We start from the raw sequence: 20,467 nt of genomic DNA, 5'->3' as shown, positions 1-20,467 counted from the left end.
TAATTTTTAAGAGGCGAGAGGTAAACCATTGGACTCATTTTGTAAAATTAAAACATATTTGTTTGACTGTACCGAAAAACTGTTTTTATAATAATTACGTTCTAAAAATAAGTGAATTAGCCCATATTTAGGCTGATGGCACAGGAGGTAATGAGGAATATGGCAGGATTAATTCGTGTCACACCCGAAGAGCTAAGAGCGATGGCGAAGCAATATGGCGTTGAAAGCCAAGAAGTATTAAATCAGGTTGATCGTTTAAACCGAATGATCTCTGATTTAAAAAGCATGTGGGAAGGTGCTTCTAGCGAAGCGTTCGCAGATCAATACGAGCAGCTCAAACCTTCATTTATCAAAATGTCAGATTTGCTTCAAGATGTTAACCAGCAGCTTGATCAAACAGCAAATACTCTTGAGTCTACTGACCAAGACATCGCAAATCAAATCCGCGGATAACAGTATGAAAGGGAAGGAGCGCCTGATTCACCAGAAGACGGCGCTCTTTCTATGTAAGGGTGAATAAACATGTATATTGATATTACGATAGATTTGAAACATTATAACGGAAGTGTCTTCGATCTCAGATTGTCAGATTACCACCCGGTGAAAAAAGTCATTGACATCGCTTGGCAGGCCCAAAGCGTTTCCATACCTCCGCGCGAAGGGCACTGGATCAGAGTGGTCAATAAGGATACGGTGTTTTCCGGAGAATGCAAGCTATCTGATTGCGGCATTACAAGCGGAGACCGGCTTGAAATATTATGAAAGGATCTGGTTGAATGTCAGGTGAACAAACATCATATTTAGAAAACCAATTAGAAGCTGCTGCTAAGAAAACGGAAGACGGCTTTACATTTACCTTTCAACGGGAAAAAATAAAGCTTCTGGACGGTCTCGAAGCGAACGTGATCAAGGATGTAAATCCATTTTTTCATAAAGAGATCGATGTGACGGAAGACGAAGTGATCATCACAATCCAACCTCCTCCCTCCTATAAAGAATTTCGCTTGATAAAAGCTAAAGATAAAAAAAGCAAATGGCAGTTTGCCTATCAGCTTGTTCAGGCTGTACAGCAGCACAAGTTATCAAGGCTGCATTTGATTGTGGCCCCGGAAAACATTGTATTCGATAAAGGGCTGACCCCATATTTTCTTCATTACGGCGTAAAAGAAAGCATTCCTCCTTACGAGCATGATGAGGAGAGAGTCTGGCAGGAGCTAAAAGCTGCAGCGGCTTTGGCAGTTGACGGCGCTTTTGCATTTGAGGACTACTTGAAATTCAATGAAACGCTGACTTTCTCTCCGGAGACAAAAGCGATATTGGATGCGAAGTCCTATGATGAACTGCTCGAGCTGATTCAGACACATATCGATGAGCTCGAAGCCAAAGCCAAAACATACATACATATCCCGAAAAAGAAATGGAACATCCAAAGATATATCGGCCTGGGACTCATTGTGTTGCTTGTGCCGGCTCTGATTTATTCGATGTATGCTTTATTTTTCGCGCAGCCAAAGCATCAGGCGATTGTGGAAAGCAACCGTGCTTTCTTAAACAAGCAGTACAGTGAGGTTATCAGCACACTGGCTAAATATGATGCGGAAAGCCTGCCTGATTCAGTGCAGTATCAGCTTGCAATGTCTTATGTTGAGGTTGAAAAATTAGGCGACACTCAAAAGAAACAAATTGAAAATAATTTGGTCACGCTCCAATCAGACCCACAGCACTTTCTTTATTGGATAGATATAGGGAGAGGCGAGAATAAAGAAGCCGTTAGTATCGGAAGAAAGCTGGAGTATAACCCGTACATAGGGCTGGGGCTGATTCGATATAAGGCTGAAATATTAGCAGATGACAGTATGAAAGATGATGAAAAGCAAAAAGAACTGGATACGGTACAAAGCGAGATCGATCAAATTACCAAACAAATGAAAGAACAAAAAGAAGAAGCGATAACAGACACGGCAGAAACTGATACAGCCAGCCAAGCCACTGAAGAACAATCAGACAAAGAAAAGCAGCAAGCTGAAGAGAAAGCGGCAGAAGAAAAGGCTGCAGCCGAGGAAAAAGCGAAAAAAGAAGAACAAGAGAAAAAAGAGAAAGAAAAGAAAGATGAGAAAAAAGATGACAAATAAAGTGAAACATGAAGTTCAGGTCATCGCACGCCGTATTTCGGCCGTTAGGGGGTTCGCCATTTGAGTCTATTATGGGTTTTCTACCAGCAAAACGTCCAAAAACTAAAACTGTCTGACCTCCCTGCGTCCCAGCCGGTGACCATAGGGCCAGATGTGAAGGATTCCATTACCATCGGCACCATTCCGTTTGAGAGCGGAGTAATTTCTCTTCAGAGGAAGGATTCCGGCAGCCAGTACGATGTTTTCCTGGGAAATGATTGCCTGGGCAGTCTTGAAACTGATGCATCATTTTCTCTTCAAACGGACCAGCAGGATATCCGTCTGTTTTTAATTGCCGGCAAGCCTGAAAAATCCGTTTATTTTACAGGAAACAGAGACGAGATGACATGTTCCTCAGAAAAGACAGAAGCAGATATCTACTTGAACGCGAATGATTTTGCTTTTGCGGAGCAAAGCACATTTTCATTACTGCATATCGGCAAGAAATGGTCGATTCTCCCAGAAAGCGGGAATGTGTTCTTGAACGGCGAGAAGGTAATAAGTGCTGCACCGCTCAAACCGGGAGATGAAATATTCTGGAATTTTACGCTAATGAGAGTAACTGAACAAGACCTCTTAGAAATCGTTCATTACACACCGCTTGAAACAGTGTTAACCAAAACGGTCAAACCAAGCACAGAAATGCAGAAGAAATATCCGCAGTACAGAAGAACGCCGCGGATGGTGTACGATTTGCCAGATGACCGTGTGTCCTTCAGTTTTCCCTCTCAGGAGAGCGATCAAACCAATAGAGGGCTGTGGCTCGTCATCCTGCCTCCGCTTGTGATGCTGATTGTGATGGGCGTTGTCGCCATCATCCAGCCGCGCGGCATATTTATACTCGTTTCTTTGGCGATGTTTATGATGACCCTTATTACCTCGACCGTTCAATATTTCCGGGATAAAAACCAGCGGAAAAAACGCGAGGAAAAGCGGGAGCGCGTGTATAAGCTTTACTTAGATAATAAGAGAAAAGAGCTTCAGGCACTTGCTGAAAAGCAAAAGCAGGTTCTTGACTTTCATTTTCCTTCTTTTGAACAAATGAAATACTTAACAAGTGAAATCAGTGACCGAATTTGGGAAAAATCACTCGAAAGCAAGGATTATCTCCAGATTCGGCTCGGGACCGGAACAGTTCCTGCAAGCTATGAAATCAATATGAGCGGCGGAGACCTGGCGAACCGTGATATTGATGACCTTATGGAGAAATCGCAGCACATGCAGCGTGTCTATAAGGACATCCGCAATGCGCCGGTTACGGTGGATTTGGCGGAGGGGCCGATGGGCCTTGTCGGGAAATCTCAGATTGTTAAGAATGAGATTCACCAGCTGATCGGCCAGCTGTCGTTCTTTAACAGCTATCACGATTTGCGTTTCGTTTTTATTTTTCATGAAGAAGAGTATAAAGACTGGGAGTGGATGAAGTGGCTTCCGCAATTTCAAATGCCCCATATTTATGCAAAAGGCTTTATTTATAATGAACAGACCCGTGACCAGCTCCTGTCTTCTCTTTACGAATTGATAAGAGAGCGTGACTTGGAAGAGGACAAAGAAAAAGTGCAGTTTAAACCGCATTTTGTTTTTGTCATTACAAATCAGCAGCTGATTTCAGAGCACGTCATTCTTGAATATCTGGAAGGACAGCATGAGCATCTGGGTATCTCTACCATTGTCGCTGCGGACACAAAGGAAAGTTTATCAGAAAACATTACGACCCTTGTCCGCTATATCAACGAAAATGAAGGCGACATTTTAATACAAAAGAAAAAAGCGGTAAGAATCCCGTTCAGGCTCGATCAACATCAGCGCGAGGACAACGAACGGTTTTCACGCACGCTTCGCACGCTGAACCACCAGGTGGGCATTACGAACTCCATTCCGGAAATGGTCTCGTTCCTAGAGCTTTTCCATGCGAAGGAAGTAAAAGAAATCGGAATCCAGCAAAGATGGCTGACGAGTGAATCGTCGAAGTCGCTGTCGGTGCCGATCGGCTATAAAGGGAAGGATGACATTGTACATCTGAACCTTCACGAAAAAGCCCACGGGCCGCACGGTTTGCTCGCGGGGACAACAGGTTCGGGGAAAAGTGAATTTCTCCAGACCTATATCTTGTCACTTGCTGTGCACTTTCACCCGCATGAGGCGGCTTTCTTATTAATTGACTATAAAGGCGGAGGAATGGCGCAGCCGTTCCGCAATATTCCCCACCTGCTCGGCACAATCACCAATATTGAAGGCAGCCAAAACTTCAGTATGCGTGCGCTTGCTTCGATTAAAAGCGAGCTGAAAAAAAGGCAGCGTCTGTTTGATCAATATCAAGTCAATCACATCAATGACTATACTAAGCTGTACAAGCAGGGGAAAGCAGAAGTAGCTATGCCGCACTTATTCTTAATTTCAGATGAGTTTGCAGAGCTGAAAAGCGAAGAGCCTGATTTTATCAGAGAGCTTGTCAGTGCCGCACGTATCGGCCGAAGCCTCGGTGTACATTTGATTTTGGCGACACAGAAGCCGGGCGGTATCATCGACGACCAAATTTGGAGTAACTCGCGCTTTAAAGTAGCGCTTAAAGTTCAGGATGCCACCGATAGTAAAGAGATTTTGAAAAACAGCGATGCCGCGAACATCACTGTTACCGGACGCGGTTATTTGCAGGTCGGAAACAATGAAGTGTACGAGCTGTTCCAATCCGCTTGGAGCGGGGCCCCTTACTTAGAGGAAGTTTACGGAACAGAGGATGAAATCGCAATTGTCACCGATACCGGCCTGATCCCGCTTTCTGAGGTCGACACCGAAGAAATGGCGAAAAAAGAAGTTCTATCAGAAATCGAAGCAGTGGTTGACGAAATCGAACGCATTCAAGAGGAAATGGGAATCGAGAAGCTGCCGAGTCCTTGGCTGCCGCCGCTTGCGGAACGTATCCCGCGCACCCTTTTCCCATCAGAAGAAAAGGACCATTTCCACTTTGCTTATGTTGATGAACCTGATCTGCAAAGACAGGCACCGATTGCTTATAAAATGATGGAAGACGGAAATATCGGCATTTTCGGCTCCTCAGGCTATGGGAAATCGATTGCAGCGGCAACATTCCTGATGAGTTTTGCAGACGTCTACACGCCTGAAGAGCTTCATGTCTATATCTTTGATTTCGGGAACGGAACGCTTCTGCCATTAGCGAAGCTGCCGCACACGGCGGATTACTTCCTGATGGATCAGTCGAGAAAAATTGAAAAGTTCATGATCCGGATCAAAGAGGAAATTGACCGCCGAAAACGTCTGTTCCGTGAAAAAGAAATCAGCCATATCAAAATGTACAATGCGCTGAGCGAAGAAGAGCTTCCATTCATTTTCATCACAATCGACAACTTTGATATCGTCAAGGATGAGATGCATGAGCTTGAATCGGAATTTGTCCAGCTTTCCAGAGACGGACAAAGCTTGGGGATTTACTTCATGCTGACGGCGACGCGCGTAAATGCTGTCCGCCAGTCGCTCTTGAACAACCTGAAAACAAAGGTTGTCCATTACCTGATGGATCAATCCGAGGGATATTCCATTTACGGACGGCCGAAGTTCAGCCTTGAGCCGATCCCGGGGCGCGTGATCATTCAAAAAGAAGAGCTTTATTTCGCCCAAATGTTCCTGCCTGTTGAAGCAGAGGATGATATCGGCATGTTCAACGAGCTGAAAGCAGAAGTGCAGGTTCTTCAGGATCGCTACGCTTCACTTCAGCAGCCGGCTCCGATTCCGATGCTGCCGGAAAGCCTGTCGACGAGAGAGTTTTCTCTCCGCTTCAAGCTGGAACGCAAGCCTTTATCTGTGCCGATCGGGCTTCATGAAGAAACCGTCAGCCCGGTGTACTTTGACTTGGCTAAGCACAAGCATTGCCTGATATTAGGGCAGACACAGCGAGGAAAAACAAACGTCTTAAAAGTGATGCTCGAGCATCTGCTTGATGATGAAACGGAAATGATCGGTTTGTTTGACTCGATCGACCGCGGTTTATCCAAATATGCAAAAGAAACAGATGTCGCATATCTGGAAACAAAAGATGATATTGAGCAGTGGATTGAAACAGCAGAAGACATTTTTAAAACAAGAGAAGCAATGTATGTAGAAGCCGTTCGCCAGGGAGACGCACAAAGCTTGCGATTCTCTCAAGTGGTTCTAATGATTGACGGAATTACGAGATTCCAGCAGACGATTGATACGAGAATTCAAGACCGTTTGGCGAACTTTATGAAATCTTACGCGCATCTTGGCTTCAGCTTTATTCCGGCAGGCAATCACAGTGAGTTCTCCAAAGGCTATGATTCCCTGACGACTGAGATGAAGCAAATCAGACACGCTATCCTGCTGATGAAAAAATCTGAACAAAATGTCATTCCTCTTCCGTACCAAAGACAGGAGCCGGAGATTCAGCCGGGCTTCGGATATGTTGTGGAAAACGGGAAGGAGCAAAAAGTTCAAATTCCTTTATGTTCTGCTGAAAGGGAGAGTGCTAGATGACAGAACAACGAAAAAACTTAATCAAGTTAATATCCGCCGTCATCATTATTTTGCTGCTGCCGGTTTTGTTTTTCCAATTTATCGGGGAAGATCCGACGAAAAAAGCAGCCAATTCCACGCGGCAAATCGCAGTGGTGAATGAAGACACAGGCGTATTGAGTGATGAGGTGAAAGCGGACGATGAAGATGATCAATCCGCCCAGTTCGGTAAGGAAGTAGCTGCCGTTCTGGGGGAACGTCCTGATTATTCTTGGACGGTCGTGAACCGAAGTGCAGCGGAAACAGGCCTGAAATCGAAAAAATACGATGCGATCGTCTACATTCCCTCAGATTTCTCAAAAAATATTTTGAGCTACGACAAAGAGCGTCCTCAAAAAGCCACGCTTGAGTTCAGCATTCAAGATAACCTGAATGCGGTCAACAAAGAAAAAGTGCAGCGTGAGCTTGAAGATGCCCAAAAAACAATGAACAAAAAAATGTCGGCCTTATATTGGAACTTTGTCTCACAAAAAGTGGACAATATCAGAGGAGAGTTTGACAAAATCGTCAATAAAGAATCTGAATTCCAAAACGTCATGTACAATTTCTACAAACCAAGCTCTAACGATTTAGCAGGTGAAATCAAACGCCAGAAAGACCTAATCGATGAGCTGAAGAAATCAATGAATGAAGCCCAAGGCACGACAAAAGAAAAAGCTTCGACAGCGGAGGAAGCCAAAAACACCCTGAAAGACTTCGTTGATACTGTGGAACGATACAAAGAATATCAAGAAAATCAAAAGAAGCTGCTATTGGCAGCCCAGGATTCAACTCAGCAGCAAATCCAGACAGGATTGGATGCCATTTCAGCACAGCAAAAGGCCAATCAGTTCAGCGAGCAGATGAGCGGCCTGTCAACAGGTATCAGCCAAGTGAAAACACAGCTTGGACAAACCAGCACAGTTCTGGCAGCCGCCCAGCAAATCAGGGAAGGCCAAGTGCCTCAGCAGGAACTTGGTATGGCGAAGATACAAAGCGATTTAATTAACCAATACCAGACCGCATCAAGACAGGCAGCTTTAAACCAAGTATACGGACTGCTTGTTGAAGCGCGCGAGGCGCTCACTGTTGCGAAAGCTGACCCGCAGCCTGATGGAGATGATGGTTCAGATGATGAAGATAAAGACCCGAACGAAGAAAATCCTGAAGAACTGAAAATCGATCTTGAAAAACAGCGTGAAGAATTGAAAAACATTGCCGCTGACATTCAAGATATTTCAGACAATCTGAAGGAGCCTGAAAAAGAGGATCCGACACCGGAGGACCCGGGAACTGAAAAACCGGGAACAGACGAGCCGTCCACTGACAAGCCGGATCATCCAGATGACGGAGGCAGCACCATTCCCGATGATACACAGGGAGACACCGGAAACGATGATAACAGCAGTGATACCGGGAATGACGGGCAAACGGACGGCAATACTCAGGATCAAGACCAGCAGCAGGGAACAGACGGTCAGGAGCAGAACGGAGATGCCTCCAATGGTAAGTCAGACAGCGGACAAACCGAAACGGGCACATCTGCCGAACAGACTGCTTCATCTGACTCAGCCCTTCAATTTATCCAGCTGGCAAATGAAGACGGAACCGGCGATTCAGGAGATACCGGAGGCGACGGTGGCTCGACTAAACCTGAGGACGAAGATCAAACAGGAAACGATGATATTTCTGATATCGCAAAAGCAAAAGAACAGCTCAGCAAAGCGTCTGAGCGAATCAAGCAAATTGAAGAAGAGCTCAAAGAAAAAGAAACTGCCCATAATGAAGAGCTGAAAAAGAAATTAGAAGAACTAAAAGAGCAAATGGATGGTCTTAATGATGAAATTGATGACTTGAAAGACCAAGTAAAAAAGCTAGAAGATAAACTTGAAAATCTTGAAGCGAAACGGAAGAGGGAGTTCGAAGGGATTTACAGAGCGATTCGCGAGCTGGAGAATAAAGATCAGCTTCAATTCCCGGGGGAAATCAACACAGAAAGCATCTCCGCTTTAATGAGATACTATAAATATTTATCTGTGTATGACTCTGTATTATCCGGAACGATAGACAGCACTGCAAAAAACTATGCCATTGACGGCCAGCAGGGCAACGTCAAATCAGTCCTAGCCATCAAACCGGAAGAATCAGCAAGCTGGGAAGATCTCAAAAACAACACGATGCAAACCGATGAAGACATCGACAATTTCATCAATGGCATGACCGAGTTTGCAGACAACTACGGCAGCTATATCCGTGATTCTCAAGCCGGTGTTCTCGATGAACTGACGAAAATCTCTGAGAGTGCGTCTAAAGCGTCAGAACAGCTTGTAACCGGTGCAGCGCAGGAATCTGCAACGTTCAATAATGATGGTCTGTCAGGCACAATGGCATTGAGCGTGCAAGATACGGTCGGCCAGGAAGTGCTGCAAATGTCAGACGTGATGGGCTCATTATCGGAACGCCAGTCAGGCATTATTGATTACACAACAAACATGCAGCAAAGCGTAAATGATGTACAGACGAAAGCTGACACATTAAATAACAACTGGGGTAAAAATGTTGCCTCCACGAAGCTTGTACGCAGTGACGTATACGGCATTCTGGGCAATACATTAGTAGATGGCCAAAACAACGGCTATGTATATGATTACTTGGCAAACCCGCTTAAAATCAGCGGTCAGGTTCCGGAAGAAAAAATTCAGACGGTGCCGCCGGTTGTCATCCTGGTTATTATTTTAATCAGCAGTCTGTTAATCGGATATTTCAGCTCGTATTACCAGAATGCGCCGCTGCTCGTCAAAGGAGCGCTTTTCGGAATTCTGAATATCCTTGTCGGATTGATGATCAGCTTGTTCGGTTTGAATATTTATTCACTGCCGGACGATCAGACGATTAAGTGGTCTGTGTTTACGATATTATTGCTGGTCGCGAGCTCTGCCTTTATTCGGGCGGCATTCCGATTCGGATCAATTCCTGGATGGGTTGCTTCAGCGGCAATGATTTTATTCTATGTTGCGCCGCTTATTGACTTGATTATGCCGAACTTCACATTTGAAGATCCGGTGTCGAAGGTATATATCGACATCCAGTACGGAACAGGGCATTTGTTTACAATGGGAATATCGGTTCTGCTGATCATTACGTTGATTGCAGCGGCTCTGCCGCTTGTCATTCGCTTGATAGCAGAAAAAACAGCTGAAAGCGATGAAACGTATGAAGCGTAATCGCAGCTTGGAAAAGGGGATCATGATATGTATGCTCTCCTTTTCCCTTTTCATACCCTCTGCCGCTGCTGCCGAAACCGAAAAAAATACGGATGTCGCGCCAAACCAATATGAGAAGAAAGACATTGAAATCGATACGAATTATTTGCATGAAGATTCTTCCTATGAGGAGAAAACAGAACTGCCTGAGGAACAAAAGGACATCACCTTTGAAAAACCGAAGGATCGGGATGCCGAGCTGATAAAGGATTTGTTTACAACAACAGATGCCGAGGGCTCCAACACCATCGCGGCTCAATCTAAACAGCTGGGGATTACATTTTCCGAGAAACCGATCACAAAAGCGTCATCAACGGAAATGGAAGAAAAAGAATCATCTTCACTCCTGCTCCCGATCATCTATATTGTGCTGATTCTGCTCGGGATCGCAGGCATTGTTTTTCTCATACCAAAGGTTATCGTGCAGGATAATAAAAAGGCGTAAGCGCCCGCGCTTGTTTTGCTTAAAAGCGGTCCGTACAATAAGAACGGAAGGAGGAGGTTTCCAATGGAACTTTATATCATCACCGGGGCGTCAAAAGGACTGGGGAAAGCCATTGCATTACAGGCTTTAGAAAAAGGCCATGAAGTCCATGCCCTGTCCAGAACAACAACAGATGTTTCACATGAGAAACTGACACAGTATCAGATTGACCTAATTAATCTGACAGAGGCTGAACAGCAATTTAAAACATTGCTTTCATCCATCAATCCAGCTAATTATTCAGCCATCACACTGATCAATAACGCCGGAATGGTAACGCCGATCAAACGCGCCGGAGAAGCGTCTCTAGAAGAGCTGCAGCACCATTATCAGCTTAATCTGACCGCTCCCGTGCTCCTAAGCCAGCTGTTTACAAAACAGTTTGCTCTGTACAGCGGCAGAAAAACAATCGTCAATATTACCTCTGGCGCGGCCAAAAACCCATACAAGGGGTGGAGCGCGTATTGCAGCTCAAAAGCCGGACTTGATATGTTTACGAGAACGTTCGGATTTGAACAGGAGGACGAAGAACGGCCGATGAACATGATTTCTTTCTCACCGGGTGTCATGGACACTGACATGCAGGCCGTCATCCGTGCATCATCGAAAAAGGATTTTCACGACATCGAGCGGTTCCGGAAATTGAATGAAACAGGAAGCCTTCGCAGTCCGGCCTTTATTGCCGGCACGCTGCTTTCTTTATTAGAGACAGGCGCGGAAAACGGGCGCATATATGATATAAAAGAGTTTTTATAGAGCAGAGTGAATCTGCTCTTTTTTTATATAGAAAGGCGATAGCTTAAGCGTTCTGGAGTCCGGCTGCATATACTGACTGAAACTCTGCTTTTAGGGTATAACAAACATGAAAAGTAAACGAAAATGATATGACATAAGAATTGAGTTTCTCCTCAAATTATGTTAGGATTCTAAAAATATCTAAAGGAGGGGTTTCCATGAGAAAGGTTACATTAATGGATGTCTTCACCCATCCAATTGCACAAAAATATTTACAGCGTTCAGGCGTGGCTCATGCGATTGCCTGCGCCTATCATGCATACAGGCTGTCTGTAAAGGCTGATATCAGCCCTGATTTAGCCACAAAAGCGGCATTGCTGCATGACATCGGCCATTATGAATGGTATACAGACGGAAAGTGGGATTATGAAAAATACAGAAGAAATGACATCCATGCCATTAAAGGGGCGGAACGGGCGCATAAGCTCTTGATTCGTCTTGGTGAAGAACCGAAAGCAGCAAAAGAGATTGCCCTTGCCATTTTGCTTCATACCGATTCTTATCTGCCTGAAGGTGAACTCGATAAAAATACGCTGCAGCAGATTGTCAAAAAAGCGGACGAACTTGATGAAGAACCTGGCGGCCATCATCATTACCGACAAATTGACGAAGCAATCGCACTGAAAAAAATAGAAAAGCTGGACCGCTTAATCGATCAAGCCCAGTCTTCTATCAAAAAGCCTGTATAGATCCCGCCTGTATTCGGAACAGCGTCTGTTTTCTTCGCTGTCTCCGTTTCATCACCATTTCCTTACACCCACACTCCCCAATCGTCTCCGCATCCCCTGGTGTTATCCGGTAAGCCTGTGTCATTATCCTTACCCGTGGCATAAGCTGAGATAAAACATATAAAGGGGATTGAAGTATGGCCAACCAAGGTAGTCCGCAACTGGTCTCATTAGTCGATCCTTATGTCTATCAGACCATTAAAAAGCTCATCGGCTCAAAATTCATTATTCAAACAGTACGAGACACGGTCAGAGGCAGACTGATTGATGTAAAACCAGACCATATCATCATTGAAGCAGCCCGAAATTCTGTTTTTTTAATCAGTATCCAGCACATGGTTTCCGTCACGCCAGATTACAGTGAACGGGTGTAACAGTGCTTGCGTTTGAAAAATAGGCGTACACCGGGACGTCCTATTTTTCAGTTAAGCGCTGTAAAAACGCCCCGTCATCGTTGAAAACAGAGACACCTTATGTACATAAGTCAGTCCGGCGTCCCTGCCGTATGTCACAGTCTGCATAATCAACAGTCCATTCACTGATTAAAAGTTCTGATATCAGTTCATTTTTGTTACAATAATGGGGTGCAAGTTCTTTTATCTGTAAGACAAAGAAAAACTAGGAGGAACAAGCTTGTTGAAATCAAAAGTCCATTTTTGGACATTGCAAATTTTATTTGTTTTGCTGATTATTTTCGTAGCAACAAAAGTTTCATTTGTGTTTCAGCCGTTTATCGTGTTTATCACGACATTGTTTTTCCCGATGCTGATCGCAGGAATTCTGTATTTTATTTTTAATCCGGTTGTCCGCCTGCTTGAGAAAAAAATGCCGCGGACATTATCGATTCTGCTCATCTATTTAGTATTTATCGGTTTGCTTGCCTTTGTTTCTGCGGCAGTCGGGCCTGTCATTACATCGCAGGTGACCGGGCTGTTTAACAATCTTCCTGAATATATAAAACAGATTCAGGCATTGACAAAGGATTTATCTCACTCTCAATGGTTTACCTGGATGATGACACAGGATTATGTATCCATATCAAAAATTGAACAGTCTCTGACAAGCTTTCTCCAAAACCTGCCGCAAAATATTACATCCAGTTTATCCGCGGTGTTTGGTGTCGTGACTAATATCACACTTGTCATTATCACTGTTCCGTTTATCCTCTTTTATATGCTGAAGGATGGACACCGCTTTCCGCACCTGGCAGTCAAAATACTTCCGGCTTCTTACCGGACAGAAGGTCTAAAAATCTTTAAAGATTTATCCGACACACTCGCTGCATATTTTCAGGGACAGCTGTTAATCTGTCTTTTTGTAGGGACAGCGTGCTTTATTGGATACTTGATAACAGGGCTGCCATATGCGCTGATTCTTGGAATTGTCATGGCCATTACAAATATCATTCCATATGTCGGACCTTTTCTTGGCGCTGCGCCGGCTGTCATTATCGGCTTTATGGATTCACCGGCCAAAGCGCTTTTTGCGATCATCGTGGTTGTGATCGTTCAGCAGCTCGACGGAAATCTGCTTTCTCCGCTCGTTATCGGAAAACGTTTGAATACGCACCCGCTTACCATCATTTTGCTGTTGATCGGAGCCGGAAGCTTCGGCGGCATTCTCGGCATGATTTTAGCTGTGCCGGTGTATGCGGTAGTCAAGGCGTTTTTCTTGAATATCGTACGGCTGATCAAGCTGCGCCAGCGGTCACGCCTTGAAGAAAACGAACGTCCCGCTGAATAGGCGGGCACCATTGGCTCCTTTCCGCATATGATGCTGTAAATCAGTGCGGAGGTGGGGAAATGCCTGCGATTGTAGGGCCAATATATATTATGTCTATATCAGGTGATGCTGCAGCCAGCTTTGGAGATGTGTTTGCGATTGCGCCGAAAAGCGTTGATCACACAGGTGCTGGGTCTGGCACATTTCAGCTTGGGGATTTTGTGAAGATCAATAACGAATATAGTAAAACAAATTTTAACGATGCCGATATCATTGATGATACCGTTTCGTTTAACGGGTAACAGCCTTTTCTAGAGAGGCTGTTGCTTTTTTATTGTATAATATGGATAGTCTTTTAAATAGCGAGGTCATGTTATGAAAATCAGAAAAGCAAATATCAGCACACAAACAGGAATGATCACTGATGTATATCTGCATGAAAACAGAAAAGAGCTGCATACGCTTGTAGCCGTTCCGCAACTGGAGTGGAGCACGATAATTTCATACGAGGAAGAAAAATCATCGCTGCCAGAACGGCTGGAGGCTTCTTTGCGCCGGCATACAGAGGAAGAGCCTGCTGGTGAGCTGGCAAAAAAAATCATTCACTGGGTAACGGAAATGTAACAGCCGTTGAAAGTTTAGCCCCCGCAGGATCAGGCGATAATGAAGACAAACAAGACGGGAGGACGAGCTTTTGAGTGATGAAACGCTGGATCTCTATTTACAGCAAGGAATGTACGGGCCGCTGGAAACAAAACCTGACGAGCGCCACTTGTTTTTAGGCTCATTGCGGGAAAGAGTGCTTTTGGCACTGACAAAAGGGCAGGTGCTCAGAAGCAAACCATATGACGAAGCGGAGCAGGCGTTTAAACGTAATAAACATATATCTCTTCTTATCAATGGAGAGCTTCAGTATCAGTCTTATTCCCCTTATGTAAAAATGGCGAACCGAAACGGGGTGCCTTTTAAGGTCGTATCTGATCTTCAGTTTCAGACGCCTTTAGGCCTTGTCATTGCGGCGGACAGTGCGGTAAATCATGAATCTATATATATTCAGGACGACATTTTTAATCGGTCGGTGCTGAAATCTTAAGAGACAAACGGACCGTTTGTCTTTTTATTCATGGCAATTCCCTTACAACGGGAGATAAGATATAATGTTCTCATACTGATGGCGGGGAGGCCGGCTATGAAAAAAGCACTTATTTGTATTGATTATACGAATGATTTTGTGGCGAGTGACGGAAAATTGACCTGCGGGGAGCCCGGCAGAATGATTGAAGAGGCGATCGTCAATTTGACAGAACACTTTATCACAAACGGTGATTACGTCGTATTTGCAGTAGATTCTCACAATGAAGGGGATCAATATCACCCTGAAACCCGTCTGTTTCCACCGCATAATATCAAGGGTACGGAAGGAAAAGACCTGCACGGAAAGCTTTTGCCTCTATATCAGAAACATGCACATGATCATAATGTATATTACATGGAAAAAACGAGATATTCTGCTTTTGCGGGTACTGATTTAGAGCTGAAACTCAGAGAGCGGCAGATTGACGAGCTGCATTTAGCCGGCGTCTGCACAGATATCTGTGTCTTGCATACAGCGGTTGATGCATACAACAAAGGTTTCCGGATTGTTGTGCATAAACAGGCTGTTGCCAGCTTTAATCAGGAGGGGCATACGTGGGCTCTTTCCCATTTTGCAAACAGCATCGGAGCGCAAGTGGCAGAGTAAGGAAGGGGAAAAACAGTGTTAGAGTACGGTTTTAAAGATGACAGCCTGTCATTACATACAGACCTTTATCAAATCAATATGGCGGAAACTTACTGGAGAGACGGCATTCATGAAAAGAAAGCGATTTTTGAGCTTTTTTTCAGAAAGCTTCCGTTTGAGAATGGCTATGCGGTTTTTGCGGGCTTGGAAAAAGCCATTGAATATCTGGAAAACTTCAAGTTTACCGATAGTGACCTGACTTATTTACGAGATGAGCTTGGTTATCATGAAGATTTTATTGATTATTTGAGCGGTTTATCTTTTACAGGTTCTCTTTATTCCATGAAAGAAGGAGAGCTGGTTTTTAACAATGAGCCGATTATGAGGGTGGAAGCTCCCCTTGTAGAAGCGCAGCTTATTGAAACAGCTTTGCTTAACATTGTGAATTACCAAACATTAATCGCGACAAAAGCGGCGCGCATCAAGGGCGTCATTGGCGACGAAATTGCACTTGAATTCGGAACAAGACGGGCGCATGAAATGGATGCGGCTATGTGGGGAGCGAGAGCAGCCTTAATCGGCGGCTTCAGCGCGACAAGCAATGTAAGAGCCGGAAAGCGCTTTAATATCCCGGTATCAGGCACACATGCACATGCGCTTGTGCAGGCCTACCGCGATGAATATACAGCGTTCAAAAAATATGCGGAAACGCATAAGGATTGCGTCTTCTTAGTCGACACGTATGATACGCTCCGTTCAGGCATGCCGAATGCGATTAAAGTGGCCAAGGAATTCGGAGACCGCATCAACTTCATTGGCATCCGCCTGGATAGCGGCGATTTGGCGTACCTGTCAAAAAAAGCCCGGAAAATGCTTGATGAAGCAGGGTTTACAGACGCGAAAGTCATTGCATCGAGTGACTTGGATGAGCATACCATTATGAATTTAAAGGCTCAGGGAGCGCGCATAGATGTCTGGGGTGTCGGCACGAAGTTGATTACAGCCTATGACCAGCCTGCTCTCGGTGCAGTTTATAAGCTCGTCGCCATCGAAGAAGACGGAGAAATGGTCGACACGATCAAAATTTCATCCAACCCTGACAAAGTGACGACACCTGGCAGAAAGAAAGTGTACCGAATTATTAATCAGTTAAATCATCATTCTGAAGGTGATTACATTGCGCTTTATGACGAGCAGGTGAATGACCAGAAGCGGCTGAGAATGTTCCACCCGGTTCATACCTTCATCAGCAAATTCGTCACGAATTTCTATGCGAAGGATCTTCACGAGCTGATTTTTGAAAAAGGCATCCTATGCTACCAGAACCCTGAGATTTCTGACATTCAGCAATACGTACAAGACAACCTCAGCCTTCTGTGGGAGGAATATAAGAGAATCAGCAAACCTGAAGAATACCCGGTTGATTTAAGCGAGGACTGCTGGAGCAACAAAATGCAGCGGATCCATGAAGTGAAAAGCAGACTTGAAGAAGAGCTCGAAGAATAAAGCAAACTGGCCTTTCGTTCGCGAAGAGGCCAGTTTTTTTGTGGGAATAATATTTTTCATGTTTAGACAAATTTCGTCAAATTATTTGATATACTTAGGGTGGAAAGCCGCGTGTTTTGTAAGGAGGATAAATCAATGAGGGTGTTTGTTGCAAGACAGCCTATATTTAATCGAAAAGAACAGGTTGTCGCTTATGAACTTTTATATAGAGAGAGCGAAGAGAATGTGTATTCCGCTGCAGACGGCGATCAGGCTACAACAGATTTGGTGATTAACAGCTTTTTAAACATCGGAATCGAGAAGCTGACGGAAGGAAAACGCTGTTTTGTCAATTTCACTGAAAGCCTGATGTTTTCGGATCTCCCCACCTCCTTCAATCCAAAACAGCTTGTGATTGAAATCCTTGAAGATATACCGATCACTCCGGCTCTCGTCTCAAGGTGCAGAGAGCTGAAAAAAATGGGGTATACGCTGGCACTCGATGATTTTTACGCGATAAACCCGAAAAATGAAAAATTATTGGAAAAGCTCATGAGCTATATTGATATATTGAAAATTGATTTTCTTAAAACCACCCGAATGGAACGCCGAAAAATTTTGCAAACCTACAACAGCTGCGGCCTGATTTTTTTAGCTGAGAAAGTAGAAACACGCAAAGAATATGAACAGGCGGTGCAAGATGGCTTTCAGTTATTTCAAGGCTACTTTTTCAGCGAACCGCGTATCATCAGCGGCCATGATCTGTCGACCCATTTTTATTCTTACTATGAATTGCTCAACGAATTAAGCAAAGAGCAGCCTAACATCCAGCGTGTAACTGAGTACATAGAACGTGATTTATCACTGTCATATCAAATTTTAAAATTCTTAAACTCTTCTCATAACCGCTTAACCCAAAAGATCGACAGCATTAAGCAGGCTATCATGCTTCTTGGGTTTAACGAAATCAAACGGTGGATATACATCCTATCCTTTAAGGATTTAAGCAGAAAAGGGAATTCCAGCAAACACGAAATCATAAAAATTTCTTTAATGAGAGCAAAACTATGTGAACTGTTGGCAAGAAAAACAGCGCGCCCGCAGCCGGCCTCGTATATGCTGATCGGGATGTTTTCTCTCATAGACACCCTTTTGCACAGAGAAATAGAAGAGATTATTCAAGAATTGCCTTTAATAGATGAAGTAGGTCAAGCGTTATTAGGTCATCAAAATGACTATTACCAAATGCTTGAACTTGTGAAGTTAATCGAAACCAACAATTGGGACACTTGCGGAGAATTAGCAAAAGAATTGGACAAGGAAGAAGCGTACGACTGTTATTTGGAAGCCTTGGAGTGGTGTCATAAGCTCATGGGCGAAAAGTAATTGCGGTCTTCTGACCACCGCAACGCCACGATGATTCGGCTTTGCGTGCTGATTAGGCTGATGTATATGCCATCGGGATTAAAGACCGAATCCACATCATGCCGGACGCCTGTCTGTTTGATCAGACGTTTTACTGTCTGTTTATCTGACTGCTCCGCTGCGGTCATGATGCGGCGCGAAAGCTCCTGTGACCCCGCAATGCGCCTAAGTACAAGCTGAGCATCAGCAAGCAGCCCGGCGGCATCCTGTGCGGAACGGATAAAGGTCGCTGTATTGGCGGCAGGAGCGGGCGGACGGCGTATGTCGTACGGATAGACGTAGAGCCAAGGATAAGGATATCTCATGGAAGCACCTCGCAAAAAGGGGATATGTCTATATGTATAGATCACTCAGGTGCCGAATATGACAAAGCAAAAAGGCCACAACTTTGCGTTGCGGTCTTTTCGGTGTTTGTCGGTCACGATACGCCAAGAATCGCGTATTAAACTTTGAAAAAGCAGCAAGGGGGACTATAGTCTTACTTGGTGAAACAGTTAAATACAATAAAATCAAAGGAATTAAGAATCTTTCTCAATTCCATCCGAAATCACCGTTTTCACACGTAGAAAAATAGTCCTGTTCTCATTGTGATTCCTTTAAGCACAAAGACCTATTGATATTTGCGGTGTCACGCAGGATCTTTTTGTATACTTTTCGGTGAAAAATAACTCGAAACCAGATACACTATTAGTAACAGATCAAATACCTAGGACTCGTTCACCATACACAATTCATTGATCTTTCAAAAAAAGGAGTGTGGAAACGATGGAAAAGAAACTTGAAGAAGTAAAACAATTGTTATTCCGACTCGAACTTGATATTAAAGAAACGACAGATTCATTACGAAACATTAACAAAAGCATTGATCAGCTCGATAAATTCACATACGCAATGAAAATTTCGTAAAAAAGACTTGGAAACAAGTCTTTTTTTTCGTTCTTCCCGTACAATAAATGGATAAAGTATTATATGATTGTTAAAAAACGAAAAACCTGCTGTCCTTTGGATAGCCCATTTAGTAAAATGGAAGGGGAGGGGGGAAGTCGTTATTGAGCAGATGTGTTTAGATCCGGTTGATATCAAACGGGAAATGAAAGAAATTATAAAGCAATACAGTTTTAACGAAGATTTGACACAACTTCTTTACTCATTTATCGATTCTAAAGAAATATTCTCCTTTGCTGAATCTGCAATTTTACATTATGTGGTTTTTGGAGGGAAGAATTTAGAGGTTGCAACAAAGCTCGGTGCAGGAATAGAAATTCTTATTCTTTCATCAGATATCATGGATGATCTTGAAGATGAAGATAATCATCAGGCTTTATGGATGAAAATTAATCGATCAGAATCCTTAAATGCTGCGCTTTTCTTATATACAATAGGATTAACAAGTATTCATTCCATGGATATCAATCCTTTGATTTTTAAATATGTTTTAAAATATGTGAAAGAGGCCATGCAAGGTCAACATGACGATATCACTAATAAATCCAAAACAGAGGATGAGTGTTTAGAGGTAATTAGATTAAAATGTGGGAGCTTGATAGCATTAGCTAATGTAACAGGTGTTATATTAGCTACAGATGAATATAATGAAATAGTCGAAAGATACTCCTATTATAAGGGAATTGTAGCCCAAATTTCTGGAGACTATCATGTTCTTTTTTCTGGAAATCGCAGTGATATTGAAAAAAATAAACAAACATTGATTTATTTATATCTTAAACGTGTATTTAATGAAGCTTCGAAAGAATTATTGTACTTATTTTCAAATAAGGATTTGTATCATAAGGCGTTATTAAATAAGGATAAATTCGCAGAAAAGTTAATTAAGGCAGGAGTTACCCAATACGTTTCAGTATTATTGCAGCTATATAAGCAAAAATGTATTTCTGCTATAGAACAATTAAATTTATATAAAGAGAAAAAAGATTTGATAAAGAAACACTTATTAAATTATAAAAAGGGTGATGAAAATGCAAGACCTAATTAACTACTTTTTAAGTTATCCTGAGGTTTTAAAAAAATTGAAAAATAGAGAAGCTTGTCTTATAGGTTTTAGTTCAGACGAAACTGAAACAATAATTAAAGCTTACAATGATTATCATCTGTCTAGCCCAACAACCCGTGAATGGGATGGTTAATAG

20 protein-coding genes are annotated in these 20,467 nt (G+C 43.4%); 19 read left to right on the top strand and 1 reads right to left on the bottom strand.

Annotated features, from left to right (window positions below):
* Positions 1–159: 159 nt before the first annotated feature.
* The 16 genes from HC660_RS16070 (at position 160) to HC660_RS15995 (ending at position 18,281) form a co-directional block, all read left to right on the top strand.
* Positions 160–453, top strand: coding sequence for a WXG100 family type VII secretion target (locus HC660_RS16070; protein ID WP_003220661.1), 294 nt, complete (start codon positions 160–162; stop codon positions 451–453).
* 69 nt (positions 454–522) lie between these two features.
* Positions 523–762, top strand: coding sequence for an ESX secretion system protein YukD (gene yukD / locus HC660_RS16065; protein ID WP_010331710.1), 240 nt, complete (start codon positions 523–525; stop codon positions 760–762).
* 14 nt (positions 763–776) lie between these two features.
* On the top strand, positions 777–2,132 hold the full coding sequence (essB, locus tag HC660_RS16060; protein ID WP_168748648.1) for a type VII secretion protein EssB: 1,356 nt from the start codon (positions 777–779) through the stop codon (positions 2,130–2,132).
* Positions 2,133–2,192: 60 nt separating this feature from the next.
* Positions 2,193–6,680: a type VII secretion protein EssC gene (gene essC / locus HC660_RS16055; protein WP_168748647.1), complete on the top strand. Its 4,488-nt coding sequence runs from the start codon at positions 2,193–2,195 to the stop codon at positions 6,678–6,680.
* Positions 6,677–9,922, top strand: a complete 3,246-nt coding sequence (gene esaA, locus HC660_RS16050; protein ID WP_168748646.1) for a type VII secretion protein EsaA — start codon at positions 6,677–6,679, stop codon at positions 9,920–9,922. The genes essC and esaA overlap by 4 nt, the downstream gene beginning before the upstream one ends.
* A gap of 31 nt (positions 9,923–9,953) precedes the next feature.
* Complete coding sequence (gene essA, locus HC660_RS16045; protein WP_010331706.1) at positions 9,954–10,406, top strand: type VII secretion protein EssA; 453 nt, start codon at positions 9,954–9,956, stop codon at positions 10,404–10,406.
* Between the two features lie 63 nt (positions 10,407–10,469).
* Positions 10,470–11,201 carry a (S)-benzoin forming benzil reductase gene (locus tag HC660_RS16040; RefSeq protein WP_010331705.1) on the top strand — a complete coding sequence of 244 codons (732 nt, stop codon included), beginning with the start codon at positions 10,470–10,472 and terminating at the stop codon, positions 11,199–11,201.
* Between the two features lie 197 nt (positions 11,202–11,398).
* Entirely contained in the window at positions 11,399–11,929 is a 531-nt protein-coding gene (locus HC660_RS16035) for an HD domain-containing protein (RefSeq protein WP_010331704.1), read from the top strand.
* A 176-nt stretch (positions 11,930–12,105) separates the two neighbouring features.
* A complete protein-coding gene (locus tag HC660_RS16030) occupies positions 12,106–12,342 on the top strand; it encodes a YuzF family protein (protein WP_010331703.1) in 237 nt (78 codons plus the stop codon).
* Between the two features lie 259 nt (positions 12,343–12,601).
* Positions 12,602–13,711: an AI-2E family transporter gene (locus tag HC660_RS16025; protein WP_010331702.1), complete on the top strand. Its 1,110-nt coding sequence runs from the start codon at positions 12,602–12,604 to the stop codon at positions 13,709–13,711.
* A 59-nt stretch (positions 13,712–13,770) separates the two neighbouring features.
* Positions 13,771–13,992: a spore germination protein gene (locus HC660_RS16020; protein ID WP_010331701.1), complete on the top strand. Its 222-nt coding sequence runs from the start codon at positions 13,771–13,773 to the stop codon at positions 13,990–13,992.
* A 73-nt stretch (positions 13,993–14,065) separates the two neighbouring features.
* The gene (locus tag HC660_RS16015; RefSeq protein WP_010331700.1) at positions 14,066–14,314 is read left to right on the top strand and encodes a YueH family protein; all 249 of its coding nucleotides are present in this window, start codon (positions 14,066–14,068) and stop codon (positions 14,312–14,314) included.
* Between the two features lie 70 nt (positions 14,315–14,384).
* A complete protein-coding gene (locus tag HC660_RS16010; RefSeq protein WP_168748645.1) occupies positions 14,385–14,783 on the top strand; it encodes a YueI family protein in 399 nt (132 codons plus the stop codon).
* A 96-nt stretch (positions 14,784–14,879) separates the two neighbouring features.
* Positions 14,880–15,431: a cysteine hydrolase family protein gene (locus HC660_RS16005; protein ID WP_168748644.1), complete on the top strand. Its 552-nt coding sequence runs from the start codon at positions 14,880–14,882 to the stop codon at positions 15,429–15,431.
* Positions 15,432–15,446: 15 nt separating this feature from the next.
* Positions 15,447–16,916, top strand: a complete 1,470-nt coding sequence (locus tag HC660_RS16000) for a nicotinate phosphoribosyltransferase (RefSeq protein ID WP_010331697.1) — start codon at positions 15,447–15,449, stop codon at positions 16,914–16,916.
* A gap of 135 nt (positions 16,917–17,051) precedes the next feature.
* A complete protein-coding gene (locus HC660_RS15995) occupies positions 17,052–18,281 on the top strand; it encodes a cyclic di-GMP phosphodiesterase (protein ID WP_168748643.1) in 1,230 nt (409 codons plus the stop codon).
* On the opposite strand, the gene HC660_RS15990 is transcribed toward HC660_RS15995, so the two are convergent.
* Complete coding sequence (locus HC660_RS15990; protein ID WP_010331695.1) at positions 18,257–18,625, bottom strand: YuzC family spore coat inner layer protein; 369 nt, start codon at positions 18,623–18,625, stop codon at positions 18,257–18,259. The genes HC660_RS15995 and HC660_RS15990 overlap by 25 nt on opposite strands.
* 460 nt (positions 18,626–19,085) lie before the next feature.
* On the opposite strand from HC660_RS15990, the gene degQ reads away from it, so the two are divergent.
* The 3 genes from degQ (at position 19,086) to HC660_RS15975 (ending at position 20,464) form a co-directional block, all read left to right on the top strand.
* A complete protein-coding gene (gene degQ / locus HC660_RS15985; RefSeq protein ID WP_010331694.1) occupies positions 19,086–19,226 on the top strand; it encodes a degradation enzyme regulation protein DegQ in 141 nt (46 codons plus the stop codon).
* Positions 19,227–19,410: 184 nt separating this feature from the next.
* Complete coding sequence (locus HC660_RS15980; RefSeq protein ID WP_168749496.1) at positions 19,411–20,313, top strand: ComX modifying tryptophan prenyltransferase ComQ; 903 nt, start codon at positions 19,411–19,413, stop codon at positions 20,311–20,313.
* Positions 20,297–20,464 (top strand): competence pheromone ComX, encoded by a 168-nt coding sequence (locus HC660_RS15975; protein WP_044158946.1) that lies wholly within the window; start codon positions 20,297–20,299, stop codon positions 20,462–20,464. The genes HC660_RS15980 and HC660_RS15975 overlap by 17 nt, the downstream gene beginning before the upstream one ends.
* Positions 20,465–20,467: the final 3 nt, after the last annotated feature.

The organism is Bacillus mojavensis (genome assembly GCF_012648005.1).
GTDB lineage: Bacteria > Bacillota > Bacilli > Bacillales > Bacillaceae > Bacillus > Bacillus mojavensis.
The sequence above is the reverse complement of the archived record's forward strand: the minus strand, read 5'-3'. Positions and strand labels throughout refer to the sequence as shown.

Coding starts and splice junctions, on each gene's coding strand:
- HC660_RS16070 (WP_003220661.1), top strand. CDS start 160: ATGGCAGGATTAATTCGTGTCACACCCGAAGAGCTAAGAGCGATGGCG.
- yukD (WP_010331710.1), top strand. CDS start 523: ATGTATATTGATATTACGATAGATTTGAAACATTATAACGGAAGTGTC.
- essB (WP_168748648.1), top strand. CDS start 777: ATGTCAGGTGAACAAACATCATATTTAGAAAACCAATTAGAAGCTGCT.
- esaA (WP_168748646.1), top strand. CDS start 6,677: ATGACAGAACAACGAAAAAACTTAATCAAGTTAATATCCGCCGTCATC.
- essA (WP_010331706.1), top strand. CDS start 9,954: ATGCTCTCCTTTTCCCTTTTCATACCCTCTGCCGCTGCTGCCGAAACC.
- HC660_RS16040 (WP_010331705.1), top strand. CDS start 10,470: ATGGAACTTTATATCATCACCGGGGCGTCAAAAGGACTGGGGAAAGCC.
- HC660_RS16035 (WP_010331704.1), top strand. CDS start 11,399: ATGAGAAAGGTTACATTAATGGATGTCTTCACCCATCCAATTGCACAA.
- HC660_RS16030 (WP_010331703.1), top strand. CDS start 12,106: ATGGCCAACCAAGGTAGTCCGCAACTGGTCTCATTAGTCGATCCTTAT.
- HC660_RS16020 (WP_010331701.1), top strand. CDS start 13,771: ATGCCTGCGATTGTAGGGCCAATATATATTATGTCTATATCAGGTGAT.
- HC660_RS16015 (WP_010331700.1), top strand. CDS start 14,066: ATGAAAATCAGAAAAGCAAATATCAGCACACAAACAGGAATGATCACT.
- HC660_RS16005 (WP_168748644.1), top strand. CDS start 14,880: ATGAAAAAAGCACTTATTTGTATTGATTATACGAATGATTTTGTGGCG.
- HC660_RS15995 (WP_168748643.1), top strand. CDS start 17,052: ATGAGGGTGTTTGTTGCAAGACAGCCTATATTTAATCGAAAAGAACAG.
- HC660_RS15990 (WP_010331695.1), bottom strand. CDS start 18,625: ATGAGATATCCTTATCCTTGGCTCTACGTCTATCCGTACGACATACGC.
- degQ (WP_010331694.1), top strand. CDS start 19,086: ATGGAAAAGAAACTTGAAGAAGTAAAACAATTGTTATTCCGACTCGAA.
- HC660_RS15980 (WP_168749496.1), top strand. CDS start 19,411: ATGAAAGAAATTATAAAGCAATACAGTTTTAACGAAGATTTGACACAA.
- HC660_RS15975 (WP_044158946.1), top strand. CDS start 20,297: ATGCAAGACCTAATTAACTACTTTTTAAGTTATCCTGAGGTTTTAAAA.